Below are 14,432 nucleotides of genomic sequence, written 5' to 3'. Positions count from 1 at the left end.
TAATATGAAATTAAAACAGGCGCTGGCAGGGGTCGCCGCGCTCGCCAGTTTCACGGCGGCACACGCACAATCCGCAAACACGTTCTACGTCACCACCGGCTGGTTCCGCTTCATGCCGCAGGACACCAGCGATCCGCTCAAGATCGACAGTGTCGGCGGCACGCCCGTCAACATGGCCATTCCGAACACCGGCGCCAGCGTCGGCTCGGCCGACACCGTGGGCTTCTCCCTCGGCTACTACATCACCGACCACTTCGCGACCGAAGCCGAACTCGGCATTCCGCCGAAGTTCGATATTTCCGGCGGCGGCATGTTCAGCAGCTACGGCAAGGTCGGCTCGGCAAAACTGTGGAGCCCCGCGCTGCTGTTCAAGTACTACTTCAACAGCCCGGAAGCCAAATTCCGTCCTTACCTCGGCGTCGGCGTGACCTACGCCTGGTTCACCGACGCGAAGATCACCAACGGCGCCTTTGAACAAGAGAGGCTTGGGGGTCCGACCAGTGTTTCGACGGATCGTTCCTGGGCCCCCGTGTTTAACCTGGGCTTCAACTACAACTTCACGAAGCACTGGTTCGCCGGTTTCTCGCTCTCGTACATCCCGATCAACGTGACGGCCACGTACCACACGACGCTGAACAACCAGTTCGGCACGCAGCGAGTCGCGGAATCGAAGATTCACCTGAACCCGCTCGTGACGTACCTGAAGGTCGGCTACAACTTCTGACGCCCTTCGGCGCCCCGCACCACCTCGCGCCGGCCCTTCGCCTCGCCCTTGCGGCGTCTGGCGGAGGGCGGCGTTTCCCGCCCGGCCGTGCCCTTCCCGTCTTCGCGTCTCCATCGATTTTCCCCGCCTTCGCATGGGCTTATCCTGATTCTATGCCTCTGGGAAAAAGCGTGCTGTCCCCGTAATCACCTGTTTTGTCACCAGAGAAGGAAGCCCCGCCTGGCGGGCGTTTGCGCCCGGCTCGCTGCGCGCGTTCAAGGCTCGGGCACTGGAATTGCGCAATACTTGCACTCCGGTCCTCGCCCTGCCGCGCCCTTTTTCGTGCGCGCCGCGGCGAGCCTTTTACCTGTGACTTTTCAACGACGGAGCCATACATGAGCGCCTTTCCGAACACGCGAGAAGCCCTCGGAGATTCCTGGACGCGCACGAGCCGACACGCGCGGCGCATTGCACGCCGCGGCCGCAGCGCCGCCGCCGATATCACCGACGAGTTGCGTGATCTGCTCGCCGAGCTGGAAAACACGCTGGGCGAAGGAACCCAGGCCGATGCAGCTGCGCTGCGCGCCGACATCCGCAAGCGTCTGGACGCCGCCCGCGAGCGGCTCGAAGTCGCGCGTGCAGCCGCGCGCGACCACACTGACGCGGCCATCGCCGGCGCCGACGACTACGTACACCGCAATCCCTGGCAGGCCGTAGCGATTGCCGGCGGCGTCGCGCTGGTACTGGGCGCGCTGCTCTCGCGCCGCTGAAGGAGGAGCCGGGCACCGGCCGCCCGGCCCGGGCCCTCAGGCGTCGAGCGCGTGCGGCCCGATCAGGTCGATACGGTCGGTGCAGACCGTATCGACGCCCCAGCTCACGAGTTGGCGAGCGCGGTCGAGTTCGTTCACCGTATAGGCGAGGATGAAAAGCCCCGCCGACTTGATGCGCTCGACGAGCGCCTCGTCCAGATGGCGATGGCTCGCATGAAGCGACACACACTCGAGCGCCGCCGTCTGCTCGCGCCAGTCGGCGGGCACCCGCTCGAATAGCAGCCCGCGCGGCAGTTCCGGCGCGCTTTCGCGCGCCGCCTCGAGCGCCGCATAAGAGAACGACGACAGCAAAGGCGGCGTGCCTGCCCGCGCTTCGCTCTCCCATAGGCGCGCCGTTTCGGCGCCGACAATGCGCCCTGTCTCCACGTCGCGACCCGCGCAGGGCTTGATCTCGACATTCGCCGCAAGCCCCAGCTCGCGACAACACGCTGCGACTTGAGCGAGCGTCGGCATTGGCTCGCCCGCAAAACGCGCGTCCCGCCAGCTGCCCGCGTCCAACGCGGCAAGTTCCGCATAGCGCATGGACGCGGCCGCGCCGTGCCCGCTCGACGTGCGATTCACCGAGTCGTCATGGAGCAGGAACGCGACGTTGTCGACGGAGAGCCTGGCGTCGAACTCGACCATCTTATGGCCGAGGCTCGCGCCGGTGTGCAGACCCGCCAGGGTGTTCTCGGGCGCGAGCGTGCCGCCCCCTCGGTGCGCGGCAACGCGCGGATACGGCCAGGACTTGATCAAATCGGCTCCCGGAATCGGCAGGGGCGGTGAGAGGGGCGAGCCGCGCCCTCAAACGTCATCGGCGACGACGAAGAGGCGGCGGTACTCCTTCAGGGCATAGCGGTCGGTCATGCCCGCGATGTAATGCGCGATCAGCCGCGGCTGCAGGGCGGCGTCCTGCGTCTGGTACGGCGGCGGCAACAGGCGCGAGTCTTCGCTGAACGCCTCGAACAGCCCCTTCACCACGCGCCGCGCCTTGTTGGCCATGCGCATCACGCGATAGTGGCGGTACAGGTTGCGGTACAGGAAGCGCTTGAGCGCCGCCGCCTGCGCGGCCACGCGCTCGCTGTGCGCGACGAGCGCAGGCGCCGCGCGCACGTCGTCGAGCGACTGCGGCGCGCACTCGGCGAGATTGCGCCGCGTCTGCCCGATCAGATCGACGATCAGCGTGTTGATGATGCGCCGCACCGTCTCGTGAATCAGCCGACGGCCCTCGATCTGCGGATATTCGGCGCGCGCGGCGTCGTAGTGCGTTTGCCAGAGCTCGACCTCGGCGAGTTGCTCGATGGTGAGCAGGCCCGAGCGCAAGCCGTCGTCGACGTCGTGGTTGTTATAGGCGATTTCGTCGGCGATGTTGGCGATCTGCGCTTCGATGGACGGTTGCCGGCCGAGCAGAAAACGCTCACCCAGATCGCCCAGATGCCTCGCATGCTCACGCGAGCAGTGCTTGAGAATGCCTTCGCGCGTCTCGAAGCACAGGTTCAGGCCGTCGAACGCGCCGTAGTGCTCTTCGAGCTCGTCCACGACCGCGAGACTCTGGAGATTGTGCTCGAAGCCACCGTGCTCGCGCATGCACTCGTTGAGCGCGTCCTGGCCCGCATGGCCGAACGGCGTATGGCCGAGGTCGTGGGCGAGCGAGATCGCCTCGACCAGATCCTCGTTCACGCGCAGGTTACGGGCGACCGAGCGGGCGATCTGCGCGACTTCCAGGCTGTGCGTGAGCCGCGTGCGAAAGAGATCGCCCTCGTGATTCACGAACACCTGGGTCTTGTACTCGAGGCGGCGAAACGCCGTGGAATGGACGATGCGGTCGCGATCGCGCTGGAACTCGCTGCGCGCGGCGGGCGGCGGCTCGGGATAGCGCCGCCCGCGCGTGCGCGAGGCGTGCGCCGCGTAAGGCGCGAGGCCCGCCTCGAATGACGCGATCAGCGCGGCGCTGGCGTCGCCGCCATGCGCGTCGTTACCTTCCTGAACACTACGGGGATCACTACGGTTGTCGCTGCGGGTGTCGCTCACCGTTCCTCCGCAAGGGGTTGTCGCCGGCGCCGCCTCAGCTCTGCGTCGCGGCGGCGAGCGTGGCCTGCACGGCTTCGTCGGGCGCGCGGCCGATGTGCGTCTCGCCGAAGCGCTTGAGCAGGATGAACTTGATCGCCCCGCCCTCGGCCTTCTTGTCGACCTGCATCAGCTCGACATAGCGGTCCGCGCCGAGCGCGGGCGCACGCACCGGCAGCTTCGCGGCCTCGACCACGCGCACGAGGCGCGTGCGCGAGGCTTCGTCGAGCATGCCCATGCGCACCGAAAGGTCCGCCGCCATCACCATGCCGCAGCCCACCGCCTCGCCGTGCAGCCACTCGCCGTAGCCGAGCCCGGCCTCGATCGCGTGGCCGAACGTATGGCCGAAGTTGAGGATGGCGCGCAGGCCGCCCTCGCGCTCGTCGGCGGCCACGACCGATGCCTTGATCTCGCACGAGCGCTTGACGGCGTGCGCGAGCGCTTCGGGCTCGCAACGGTTGAGCGATTCGACGTTGGCTTCGATCCAGTCGAAGAATTCGGCATCGGCGATTGCGCCGGTCTTGATGACCTCGGCGATGCCCGCCGCCAGCTCGCGCTCCGGCAGCGTGGCGAGCGCGCCGATGTCGGCGATCACGGCCTGCGGCTGGTAGAACGCGCCGATCATGTTCTTGCCGAGCGGATGATTGATGCCCGTCTTGCCGCCCACCGACGAATCGACCTGCGAAAGCAGCGTGGTCGGCACCTGGATGAACGGCACGCCGCGCATGTAGCAGGCGGCCGCGAAACCCGTCATGTCGCCCGTCACGCCGCCGCCCAGCGCGATGAGCGTGGTCTTGCGGTCGGCGCGCGAGGTGAGCAGCGCGTCGAAGATCTCGTTGAGCGTTTCCCAGTTCTTGTGCGCCTCGCCATCGGGCAGCACCACCGTATTGACGTCCTTGCCGAGCGGCGCGAGCGCGGTGCGCAGCGTCTCGCCGTAGAGCGGATCGACGACGGTGTTCGTCACGATCGTGACCGACTTGCCGGCGATATGAGGCGCGAAGAGCGCCGTCTGACCGATCAGGCCGGAGCCGATATGGATGGGGTAGGCGCGCTCGCCCAGTTCGACGTTGACGGTAATCATGCTCTGAATCTTTTGGGTTTCCGATGCACTGCCTGCTTCACGACTCACTGCGCGACTCACTGCGCCACCTGCGCCCTACTCGCGCGCAGTGGCCCGCACGACGCCGGCCATGTCGAGCTGCATCAGCACCATGTTGACGAGTCCGTTGACGGAAGGCCGGCCGGTTTCGATCACGAAGTCCGCGACTTCGCGATACAGCGGGTCGCGCACTTCGTAGAGCGCTTCGAGCCGCGCCTTGGGGTCTTCGGTTTGCAGGAGCGGACGATTCTTGTCGCGCCGCGTGCGCAGCCACAGGTCGTGCGGATGCGCGCGCAGATACACGACGAAGCCGCGCGCCTTGAGCGCCGCGCGATTCTCGGGCCGCAGCACCGCGCCGCCGCCGGTCGCGAGGACGATGCCTTCACGCCCCGTGAGCTCTTCGATCATCTGGGCCTCGCGGTCGCGAAAGCCCGCTTCGCCTTCGAGTTCGAAGATCACCGGGATGCGCGCGCCCGTGCGCGCCTCGATCTCGTGATCGGAGTCGAAGAACGGGCGCTCCAACCGGCGCGCGACCGCCCGGCCCACGGTCGTCTTGCCGGCGCCCATGAGCCCTACGAAAAATACATTGGCGTTTGCGTCCCGCACTTGCAGCGTTTCCTACGAAAGGTTGGTGCCGCAGCTTACTGGCAAAGCGGCGGCATTGTCGAGCCTGCGGCCTCGGTGTTCCGGCCCCGCAAGCATGCGGCTTCGCGCTTGCGGCCGGGTCGCCCGATCAATCAGGGTCAATTCGGCTCCACGACGCGCGGCGTGATGAATACCACCAGCTCGCTGCGTTGATTCCGGTGCGCGCGATGCGAAAAAAGCGCGCCCAGAACCGGTATTTTGCCCAGGAGTGGCACGCGCGTCACATCATCGCGGTCATCCGTCGCGTCGATGCCGCCAATTGAGACCGTCCCGCCGTCCTCGATTTCCACGCGCGTCTGCACGTGTTTGGTGTTAATTGCAGGCCCGGCGGCCGTTTGCTCGCCGACACTGTCCTTCGCCACATCGAGGTCGAGTATCACGCGGCCATCGGGTGTGATCTGCGGCTCGACTTCGAGTTTCAGGCTTGCGCGCCGGAACTGCACGCCCGAAACGCCCTGCCCGACCTTGGCCTGATAAGGCAGCTCGGTGCCCTGCTCGACGACGGCCTTCGTGCGGTCGGCGGTGACGACGCGCGGACTCGACACCACGCGCCCGCGCCCTTCGGCCTCGAGCGCGCTCAACTGGATGTCGAGCAGGCGCGTGGCGCGCGCGGCCAGCAGCGTGAGCCCAAGGCCTGCAGGCTCGAAGCCGGAAATCGGGCCCGCCGCGAGGTCGTACACCGTGCCGTCGGCTCGGGCGGTCAAGCCGCGGGCCGTCGAGCCGTCCACACTCACCGGCGTTACGCCAAGACGCACGCCCAGCTCGCGCGACAGCCCCTCGTCTCCTTCGACGATGCGCGCCTCGATCAGCACCTGACGCGCGGGCGCGTCGAGCCGCCACACGAGCTCGCTGATCTGGTCGAGTCGCGCCGGCAGGTCGGTGACGAAAAGGAGGTTCGTGCGCGCGTCCGCCACCGCCGTGCCGCGCTTCGAGAGTGCGCGCTGTGACCCCGTGCCTGTCAGGAAACGCCGCAATTCCTCGGCGCGCGCGTAATGCAGCTCGAACGAGCGGCTGGCGAGCGGCTCCAGCTCCGCGGCCCGGGCGTGCGCCTCGTAACGCTGCCGCTCGCGCGCCGCCAGCTCCGCGGCGGGCGCGACCCAGATCACATCGCCGATGCGCGACATCGCCAGGCCGTTCGCCTCGAGCAGCAGGTCGAACGCGGTACGCCACGGCACGCGGTCGAGGCGCAACGTCACCTGGCCGCGCGCTCGTTCGCTTGCGACGATATTGAGCTTCGTGAACTGGGCGAACGCTTGCAGAACGGCGATGATTTCAGCGCGCTGGAAGTTGAGCGTGATCGGCCGGTTTGGCGGCAAACCGTCGTTGTCTGCCGCCGCGTCGCCAAGCCGCATCGGCGCGCGCAGCGGTACGGGCGGCCCTTCGAGCGGCCCGGCTGCCGACGCGTCGCCGGGTTCGCGCGAAGGTTCGGCTGCGGGTTGGGATACGTGAGCGCCGCCGTCTGCGAGTGCCTGCGAAACGTCTTCGGGCATCGGGGCATCGCTGCCTCCTACGAACGGATTGGCGGTCCACTGTTTCGCTGCGGGCTCCGCCGCACCATCGGGCAACGGCGGCACTTCGTAGTGCGCGAGCGCCGCCGGCGAATGTGCCCACCCAGGCCGAGGCTGAGGCACCGCGGCCCATGCAGCGCCCGCGGCAACACTCACCATCAACGGGGCGAGGACGGCAACGGTCCGCTTCAGCGCGCTCATTTCACCGGCTCCGCCCAGCCGAGCGCGCGCGTCGTCCCACCCGCCGCGACGACAACCCTCGCCGGCCTGATTTCCAGCACGCGAGCGTCGCCGATCGCCTCTCCCGCCTGCGCGGTCACGACGCCATCAGGCGTTTCCACCAGCGCGACGATGCGCTGCCGATCCTGGAGGATGCCGGCAAGGCGCCACCCGTCTTCCGCCGTACCGGCCGCAGCCGCATGCGTGAAGGGATCGCGAGCCGCCGCTCCCGGAGCCACCGCCAGCGGCACGGCGGGAAGCGCATCGTACACACGCAACGTTGCCGAGACCGACAAACCGGTTCCCGTGCGCCGGACTGCAAGCCCGGATGGCACCGTGAGCGCCGGCTCGCGCGCCAACCCTTCGAGCAGTCCACGCAGTTGCGCGAAGCTGCCTTGCGCGACCAGCTTGATCGACCGGAACGCCTCGGCTTGTGCGCCGCCCGCAACGCCAGGCTCCAGCGCATGCAGCACGAGGCCCGATTGCGCGGCGAGCTGCGAGATGCGGCGAATATCGTCGGCGGAATTGCCAGCGCGCGGCGCACGCGAAGCCGTTCGCGCCGCAGCGTCGCGCAGCGCGGGCAGGCGCGCCAGGACTTGCTGGGCATCGCCGTAGCGCTTTTGAGCGGTTCGCAGCTCGGCGCGAGCTGCATTCACACCGAGTGGATCTCCGACGATGCAGGCGACGCTCGCGGCGGCGAGAGCCAGCACGGCAATCATCGACGCGACAGCCCGGCGGCGGCGCGTGCTCCACACGTGAAGCGGCGGCCATCCGCGCAATGCGCTGCCCCTGCCTGACTGCGGCGAAACAAGCCCCCGCTCCTGTCCAGCGTGCGCAGGCATCGTGCTCATGTCGCCTCCTTCGCGGCGGCGCCGCTCGACGCTCGGGACGCCTCGCGCACTCGCGGTGCGCCGCCCTGCGGCACAGTGCTCGCGCCTTGCCAGACGAGATGAGCTGCCACGCGAATCGGTTCGCCATCGGGCACACGCTCACGTGCAGCGCCAGCCGGCACGCCGCGCTTGAGTTCGCGCACGCTCAAGGCCTCGACGTCGGGCAGCGAGCGCAGGCGTCCGAGCCAGGCCGCAGCCGCCGATTCGTCCGCCGCGCTCGCCTGCAGATCGGTTTCATCGGCGGACTGCGCAAGCTGCTGCAAGCCGACGCCTGGAGCAGGCTCACTCGCCAACGCGTCCGCAAGGGCGAAAAAGCGCGCCGTCGCCTGCGCGTGCTGTCGGGCGAGTCGATCGCCGATGCGGCGCGCTTCGATCTCCCGCGTGAGGCGCTGCGCCTCGGCGAGCGGTGCGCGCCACTGCGCCAGTGGCCGCTCCAGCGCCTCGCGCCGAACCTCGAGCGTGCTGCATTCGATGCGCTGCCAAAGCACGACACCCAGCGCACACGCGCATCCGCCAAGCGCCGCGGCGCCCCATTCGAGCAGGCGCCAGCGGAGCCTCCTGCGGATGGCGCGGCGCCGCCACGGCAGCAAGTTGAAACCGCCGACGGCCCGGCCCGGAAAGCCGCGCACAGCGCGCGCGAGCGTCATTCCGCCACCCCGCGCAGCGCGAGCCCGAAGGCCACCGCGCACGCCGGATCGTGCAACAGCGTCGCCGCGAGCGGCCACTCGACGTCGGCCAGCGGTGCGCATTCGAACGGCAGCACTGGCGCACCCAGCGCGTCGCCGATGTCGGCCATCGTGAAGTTTGCGCCGCGAAGCATGGCAAGCTCGCCCGAGACCTGCACGCAGCCGGCCTGCTCGCCGTCGACGAGGTCGTGCAGCGCCTCCACGAGATCGGCATGTTCGAGCGCGGGAAAGCGCATGTGCCGGATGACCGAGTCGTCGACGAGCAACCAGCCGTGCACGCCTTCCGGGCCGACCCAGATCGCCACCCAGGGTTCGTGCGGCGGCAACTCGTACACCGCCGCGTGCCGCATGGCGCGCAACGCGGCGTGCGCCTCGCCGTCCACGGCGCACAGCGTGATGCCCGCCATAGCCGCGCATTCGATGCGCGATTCGAGATGCTGCCGCGGCGTCGCCGCGATCGTCACCTGTGCTTCGCGGCTGCGCGGGGTGGCCGGCAGCACGCTCCAGTCGACCGCCAGCTCGCCGCGCTCCACGCCCGCCGTGCGCTCCGCCTCCGCCAGCACGAGCGGCTCCAGCGCTGCGTGAATACCCGATTCGTCCGTCGCGCCCGCCGGCGCCAGACGCGCAAGCGGCACGGTCGCGACGAGCGTCGCGCTCGTGGGCAGCGCCATGGCGCAACGCAGCGACGCCGCCGCGCTGGCGCGCGGCAACTCGCCAAACACGCAGCGAAGCGCCGCGACGATGGCCGCCCGGTCGACGATCTCCGCGCCGGCGAGCGCCTCGCGCGCGAGCGGCGCGCTCGCCAGCCATTCGAGGCGGACCGGCCCCGCCCCGACAATGCGCTGGCTCAACACCACCAGCGTGACCCCGCGCGCGCTTAAATCCACACCCGCGGCAAACCGGCGAGCGCCCAACAACAGCGGATTCCCGAAACCCATCGCATCCCTCCCGTACGTCCGCGCGCCGCAAACCGTTCGCAGCGCGTCGATGGAGAAATTGTGCGAATCGCGGTGGCGCACGAATACTCGGCCGAACGGCCAACGGTCGCCGCCAGCGCTATCCACGCGCCAGGGGCGCGTCTACAGTGCGAATATCAGCAGAGGCGTCAGCGGACGCATCGACAGAAACAGCGGATCGCGTGCTCGCCCGCGCCGTCCATGTAAGCGTATCGAAAGCCAGCGGGCGAGCGGCGGCTATAATCGCGGGACTGTTTTTCTGGTGTTCGTATGCAAGATCAGCTTCCTTCGTCCGTACCGCCTTCCACGCCGCCCGAGCCGCCCCGGCGGCGCAAGCGCCCGTGGTGGGCCACGCTGCTGATCGCCTTTTTCGGCCTCATTTTCGCCGGCGTGGTGTGTGTGGCGCTCGTACTCGGCTACGCGCTCGTCGTGGCGACACCGAACCTGCCGTCGCTCGAGGCGCTCACCGACTATCGCCCGAAGGTGCCGCTGCGCATCTACACGCGCGACCATGTGCTGATCGGCGAATTCGGCGAGGAGCGGCGCGACATCGTCCATTTCAAGGACGTGCCGGACAACCTCAAGAAGGCCATTCTCGCCATCGAAGACGCGCGCTTCTACGATCACGGCGGCGTCGACCTCGCCGGCATTGCGCGCGCGGGCTTTGTCGCGCTCACCAATGGCCATGCCACCCAGGGCGCCAGCACGATCACCATGCAGGTGGCGCGCAACTTCTTCCTTTCGAGCGAAAAGACCTACACGCGCAAGATTTACGAGATGCTGCTCGCCTATAAGATCGAGTCGAAACTCTCGAAGGATCAGATTCTCGAGGTGTACATGAATCAGATCTATCTGGGCCAGCGCGCATATGGCTTCGCGAGCGCCGCGCGCGTGTACTTCGGAAAGGATCTGAAAGATCTCACACTCGCCGAGTGCGCGATGCTGGCCGGGCTGCCCAAGGCGCCGTCGGCCTACAACCCGGTCGTCAATCCGAAGCGGGCGAAGGTGCGCCAGGAGTACATTCTCCAGCGCATGCTCGAGCTGCATTACATCACCCAGCAGCAGTACGACGAGGCCGCGGCGCAGCCGCTCGTCGTCAAGGGTGCGGGCAAGGAATTCAGCGTCCACGCCGAGTACGTCGCGGAAATGGTGCGCCAGATGATGTACGCGCAGTACCACGAGGAGGCGTACACCCGCGGACTGAACGTCGTCACCACCATCGACTCCGCCGATCAGGATGTCGCCTATCGCGCGCTGCGCAGGGGACTGATGGACTACGAACGGCGCCACGGCTATCGCGGGCCCGAGGCGTTCATCGACCTGCCCACGGACAGCGACGAGCGAGAGCAGGCCATCGACGACGCGCTCGTCGAGCACCCCGACAACGGCGAACTCGTGGCGGCGGTCGTCACGGCGGCGAGCCCGAAGGAAGTGCGGGTCACGTTCATGGACGGCAACACTACGAGCGTCACTGGCGACGGGCTGCGCTTCGCGCAGTTCGCGCTCTCCACGCGCGCGCAGCCGTCGCAGAAGATCCGGCCGGGCGCGATCATCCGCCTCGCGCGCAACAACGCAGGCGACTGGTCGATCACGCAGCTGCCGCAAATCGAAGGCGCATTCATCTCGATCGTGCCGCAGGACGGCGCGATCCGCGCGCTCGTGGGCGGCTTCGACTTCAACAAGAACAAGTTCAACCACGTCACCCAGGCGTGGCGTCAGCCGGGTTCGAGCTTCAAGCCGTTCATCTACTCGGCGTCGCTCGACAAGGGGCTCGGGCCGGCGACGGTCATCAACGACGCGCCGCTCTTCTTCAGCGCCGCCGAAACGGGCGGCCAGCCGTGGGAGCCGAAGAACTACGGCGGCGGCTTCGACGGCCCCATGAGCATGCGTACGGCGCTCATGAAGTCGAAGAACCTCGTGTCGATCCGTATCCTCAACCACATCGGCACGAAGTACGCGCAGCAGTACATCACGCACTTCGGCTTCGACGCCGGCCGGCATCCCGCCTACCTGCCGATGGCGCTCGGCGCGGGTCTCGTCACGCCCCTGCAGATGGCCGCCGGCTACTCGGTGTTCGCCAACGGCGGGTATCGCGTGAATCCGTATCTGATCGCCGAAGTCACCGACCAGCGCGGCATGGTGGTCGCCCAGGCGCAGCCGCTCGTGGCCGAGCAGAACGCGCCGCGCGCCATCGACCCGCGCAACGCGTACATCATGAACAGCCTCTTGCAGAGCGTCGCGCAGCGCGGCACGGGCGCGAAGTCGAACGTCCTCAAGCGCACCGACCTGGGCGGCAAGACCGGCACGACCAACGACTCGCGCGACGCGTGGTTCGCGGGCTATCAGCACACGCTGGCCGCGATCGCCTGGATCGGCTACGACAACCCGCGCAGCCTCGGCGACAAGGAAACGGGCGGCGGTCTCGCGCTGCCGGTCTGGATCGACTACATGCAGAAGGCGCTAAGCGGCGTGCCCGAGTACAAGATGGCGATGCCGGACGGCATCGTCACGCTCGGCGACGAGCTCTACTACGCCGACGCCACGCCGGGCCACGGCTTCGTCTCGACAGTGGGCATCAGTCAGGCGGCGCTCGAGGCGTCGGCTGGCGGCGCATCGGGCGCCGACGATGCCGGTGCAGATCCGACGCCCGAGCACGTGAATGCGAAGGAGAAGGAAGACATCATGAATCTGTTCCGCGGGCACTGAGGCACACCGCAGCAATGGCCATGAAAAAACCCCAAGGGTCGGATCTATGTCCAACTCTTGGGGTTCAGTTCACAGTCTTGCGACTCGCGCCCGTTTCTTTTATGAGCTCACGCTTGCGCGCTTATGGCTCGAACCGTACCGGCTCGCCCGACTGCTCCGTTGCATAGGCCGTGAGCGCCGAGAAGAATTCGGTGCCCGTGCGCGTGTCGCGCCATTTGTCGTCGATGAAGCGATAGTGGAAACCGCCCGCCTTCGCCGCGATCCAGATTTCGCGCATCGGCGGCTGCAGGTTCACGATGATCTTCGTGCGATTCTCGAATTCGAGCGTCAGAACGTTGCCGCTGCGCTCGAGTTCGATGTCCGCTTCGGCCTCGTCCACGGCCCGCTCTACGGCCGCCAGCACGGCCTCCGCGCGGCTCAGGTAGTCATTGTCTGGCATGCTAAACTCCACCGGTTATTCATTCAGGGACAATTATGCGTGTCATTTCCCGGACGCGCGCAGCGGCCCCCAGCGCATGGACGCCCCGCGCGATTCTAGCGGCTTTTGCGATCGGCGCCGTCGCGCTCGCAGGCTGTGGCCAGCGCGGCGCGCTCTACATGCCCACCGTGCCGCCGCTTCCGCCCAAGCCCAATTTCGAAACCACGCAGCCGGAAACCGGCGCGACGCCCGCGAGCGCTCCCGAGTCTGCATCGGCGCCCATCGGCACGATTCCGGACACCTCCGGCACGCCGCTGTCGTTGTCCCCGGACACCGAACTCGGCACCCCACCCGCGACCACCGGCAGCCCGCAGGCGGCTTCCGACGCCACGCCAACCCAGTAAAAACGCTCGCATGACCCAGTCCGCTTTTCACCGCGATAACGGCACGCTCTTCGTAGAAGGCGTCTCGGCCGCAGATCTCGCCGCACAGTACGGCACGCCGCTTTATGTGTATTCGCGCGCGGCGCTCACCGCTGCATGGCACGCCTACGCCGACGCCTGCGCCGGCCGCCGCGCCAAGGTGCACGTCGCGGTCAAGGCGAACAGCAACCTCGCCGTGCTCAACGTGTTCGCGCGCGAAGGCGCGGGCTTCGACATCGTTTCGGCGGGCGAGCTCGCCCGCGTGCTCGCGGCAGGCGGCAAAGCGCAGGACGTGGTGTTCTCGGGCGTCGGCAAGACCGCCGGCGAAATGCGCGAGGCGCTCGAAGCGGGCGTGAAGTGCTTCAACGTCGAATCGATTCCCGAACTCGACCGCCTCAACGAGGTGGCGGGCAAGCTCGGCAAGAAGGCGCCAGTTTCGCTGCGCGTGAATCCGGACGTCGATCCGAAAACGCATCCGTACATTTCCACCGGCCTGAAGGCGAACAAGTTCGGCGTGGCATTCGACGAAGCGCGCGCGACCTATCGCGCGGCCGCGGCCATGGCGCACCTGGACGTGGTCGGCATCGACTGCCACATCGGCTCGCAGATCACCGAAATCGCGCCGTATCTCGACGCCATCGATAAGCTGCTCGAACTCGTCGACCAGATCGAAGCCGACGGCGTGAGCATCCGCCACATCGACGTGGGCGGCGGCCTCGGCATCACCTACGACGACGAAACGCCGCCCGACATCGGCGAGTTCGTGCGCACGGTGCTCGACCGCATCGAGGCGTATGGCGCGAAAACGGGCAAGGCGCGCGAGGTGTACTTCGAGCCGGGCCGCTCGCTCGTGGGCAATGCGGGCATCCTGCTCACCACGGTCGAGTTCCTGAAGCCAGGCTCGGAGAAGAACTTCGCGATCGTCGACGCCGCGATGAACGACCTCGCCCGTCCCGCCATGTACGACGCGTATCACGCGATGGAGCCGGTCGTTGCGCGCCAGTCGGCACCGCAAACCTACGACGTGGTCGGCCCGGTGTGCGAAAGCGGCGACTGGTTGGGCCGCGCACGCTCGCTCGCGATCGAACCGGGCGACGTGCTCGCGATCCGCTCTGCGGGCGCCTACGGCTTCGTGATGAGCTCGAACTACAACACGCGTGCGCGCGCCGCCGAAGTGATGGTCGACGGCAAGCGCGTGCATCTCGCGCGCGAGCGCGAAAACGTGGCGGAGTTGTTCGCCAGTGAGCGCGTGCTGCCGGACTGAGTCTTTCGTCCGCCCGCCCGTGAAAAAAGCGACGCCTCGG

Annotated in this window: 14 protein-coding genes; 5 read left to right on the top strand and 9 right to left on the bottom strand. The window is 67.8% G+C overall.

Going from position 1 to position 14,432, the window contains the following annotated elements; all coding sequences use genetic code 11:
• The first annotated feature begins 4 nt into the window (after positions 1 to 4).
• Together BFD71_RS31765 and BFD71_RS31760 are read left to right on the top strand one after the other, a co-directional pair.
• Positions 5 to 724 carry an OmpW/AlkL family protein gene (locus BFD71_RS31765; RefSeq protein WP_069268238.1) on the top strand — a complete coding sequence of 240 codons (720 nt, stop codon included), beginning with the start codon at positions 5 to 7 and terminating at the stop codon, positions 722 to 724.
• A 374-nt stretch (positions 725 to 1,098) separates the two neighbouring features.
• Positions 1,099 to 1,473: a DUF883 family protein gene (locus BFD71_RS31760; protein ID WP_069268237.1), complete on the top strand. Its 375-nt coding sequence runs from the start codon at positions 1,099 to 1,101 to the stop codon at positions 1,471 to 1,473.
• 36 nt (positions 1,474 to 1,509) lie between these two features.
• Here the strand turns inward: BFD71_RS31760 and ugpQ are convergent, their stop codons facing one another.
• The 8 genes from ugpQ to pilM form a co-directional block, all read right to left on the bottom strand.
• Positions 1,510 to 2,265 (bottom strand): glycerophosphodiester phosphodiesterase, encoded by a 756-nt coding sequence (gene ugpQ / locus BFD71_RS31755; RefSeq protein WP_083245575.1) that lies wholly within the window; start codon positions 2,263 to 2,265, stop codon positions 1,510 to 1,512.
• Between the two features lie 51 nt (positions 2,266 to 2,316).
• Positions 2,317 to 3,543, bottom strand: a complete 1,227-nt coding sequence (locus BFD71_RS31750; protein WP_069268235.1) for a deoxyguanosinetriphosphate triphosphohydrolase — start codon at positions 3,541 to 3,543, stop codon at positions 2,317 to 2,319.
• A 34-nt stretch (positions 3,544 to 3,577) separates the two neighbouring features.
• Positions 3,578 to 4,660, bottom strand: coding sequence for a 3-dehydroquinate synthase (gene aroB, locus BFD71_RS31745; RefSeq protein ID WP_069268234.1), 1,083 nt, complete (start codon positions 4,658 to 4,660; stop codon positions 3,578 to 3,580).
• Between the two features lie 75 nt (positions 4,661 to 4,735).
• Positions 4,736 to 5,290: a shikimate kinase AroK gene (gene aroK, locus BFD71_RS31740; protein ID WP_069268233.1), complete on the bottom strand. Its 555-nt coding sequence runs from the start codon at positions 5,288 to 5,290 to the stop codon at positions 4,736 to 4,738.
• A gap of 131 nt (positions 5,291 to 5,421) precedes the next feature.
• Entirely contained in the window at positions 5,422 to 7,032 is a 1,611-nt protein-coding gene (locus tag BFD71_RS31735; protein WP_083245571.1) for a type IV pilus secretin PilQ, read from the bottom strand.
• The gene (locus BFD71_RS31730; RefSeq protein ID WP_069268232.1) at positions 7,029 to 7,901 is read right to left on the bottom strand and encodes a hypothetical protein; all 873 of its coding nucleotides are present in this window, start codon (positions 7,899 to 7,901) and stop codon (positions 7,029 to 7,031) included. Before BFD71_RS31730 ends, BFD71_RS31735 begins: the two co-directional genes overlap by 4 nt.
• Complete coding sequence (locus BFD71_RS31725) at positions 7,898 to 8,587, bottom strand: hypothetical protein (protein ID WP_069268231.1); 690 nt, start codon at positions 8,585 to 8,587, stop codon at positions 7,898 to 7,900. The genes BFD71_RS31730 and BFD71_RS31725 overlap by 4 nt, the downstream gene beginning before the upstream one ends.
• Positions 8,584 to 9,564, bottom strand: coding sequence for a type IV pilus biogenesis protein PilM (gene pilM, locus BFD71_RS31720; protein WP_069268230.1), 981 nt, complete (start codon positions 9,562 to 9,564; stop codon positions 8,584 to 8,586). The genes BFD71_RS31725 and pilM overlap by 4 nt, the downstream gene beginning before the upstream one ends.
• Before the next feature lie 288 nt (positions 9,565 to 9,852).
• Between pilM and BFD71_RS31715 the strand changes: the two genes are divergently transcribed.
• A complete protein-coding gene (locus BFD71_RS31715; RefSeq protein ID WP_069268229.1) occupies positions 9,853 to 12,288 on the top strand; it encodes a penicillin-binding protein 1A in 2,436 nt (811 codons plus the stop codon).
• 121 nt (positions 12,289 to 12,409) lie between these two features.
• On the opposite strand, the gene cyaY is transcribed toward BFD71_RS31715, so the two are convergent.
• Entirely contained in the window at positions 12,410 to 12,727 is a 318-nt protein-coding gene (gene cyaY / locus BFD71_RS31710) for an iron donor protein CyaY (protein ID WP_069268228.1), read from the bottom strand.
• Between the two features lie 35 nt (positions 12,728 to 12,762).
• On the opposite strand from cyaY, the gene lptM reads away from it, so the two are divergent.
• Positions 12,763 to 13,110, top strand: a complete 348-nt coding sequence (gene lptM, locus BFD71_RS31705; RefSeq protein WP_069268227.1) for an LPS translocon maturation chaperone LptM — start codon at positions 12,763 to 12,765, stop codon at positions 13,108 to 13,110.
• Positions 13,111 to 13,120: 10 nt separating this feature from the next.
• On the top strand, positions 13,121 to 14,392 hold the full coding sequence (lysA, locus tag BFD71_RS31700; protein ID WP_069268226.1) for a diaminopimelate decarboxylase: 1,272 nt from the start codon (positions 13,121 to 13,123) through the stop codon (positions 14,390 to 14,392).
• The last annotated feature ends 40 nt before the right edge of the window (positions 14,393 to 14,432 follow it).

It is taken from the genome of Paraburkholderia nodosa (assembly GCF_001718195.1).
GTDB lineage: Bacteria > Pseudomonadota > Gammaproteobacteria > Burkholderiales > Burkholderiaceae > Paraburkholderia > Paraburkholderia nodosa_A.
Note: the sequence above shows the minus strand (reverse complement) of the source record. Positions and strands in the feature narration are given on the sequence as shown.

Excerpts from the sequence above, each read along its gene's own strand:
- BFD71_RS31765 (WP_069268238.1), top strand. The coding sequence starts at position 5 with ATGAAATTAAAACAGGCGCTGGCAGGGGTCGCCGCGCTCGCCAGTTTC.
- BFD71_RS31760 (WP_069268237.1), top strand. The coding sequence starts at position 1,099 with ATGAGCGCCTTTCCGAACACGCGAGAAGCCCTCGGAGATTCCTGGACG.
- aroB (WP_069268234.1), bottom strand. The coding sequence starts at position 4,660 with ATGATTACCGTCAACGTCGAACTGGGCGAGCGCGCCTACCCCATCCAT.
- BFD71_RS31735 (WP_083245571.1), bottom strand. The coding sequence starts at position 7,032 with ATGAGCGCGCTGAAGCGGACCGTTGCCGTCCTCGCCCCGTTGATGGTG.
- BFD71_RS31730 (WP_069268232.1), bottom strand. The coding sequence starts at position 7,901 with ATGAGCACGATGCCTGCGCACGCTGGACAGGAGCGGGGGCTTGTTTCG.
- BFD71_RS31725 (WP_069268231.1), bottom strand. The coding sequence starts at position 8,587 with ATGACGCTCGCGCGCGCTGTGCGCGGCTTTCCGGGCCGGGCCGTCGGC.
- pilM (WP_069268230.1), bottom strand. The coding sequence starts at position 9,564 with ATGGGTTTCGGGAATCCGCTGTTGTTGGGCGCTCGCCGGTTTGCCGCG.
- BFD71_RS31715 (WP_069268229.1), top strand. The coding sequence starts at position 9,853 with ATGCAAGATCAGCTTCCTTCGTCCGTACCGCCTTCCACGCCGCCCGAG.
- cyaY (WP_069268228.1), bottom strand. The coding sequence starts at position 12,727 with ATGCCAGACAATGACTACCTGAGCCGCGCGGAGGCCGTGCTGGCGGCC.
- lptM (WP_069268227.1), top strand. The coding sequence starts at position 12,763 with ATGCGTGTCATTTCCCGGACGCGCGCAGCGGCCCCCAGCGCATGGACG.
- lysA (WP_069268226.1), top strand. The coding sequence starts at position 13,121 with ATGACCCAGTCCGCTTTTCACCGCGATAACGGCACGCTCTTCGTAGAA.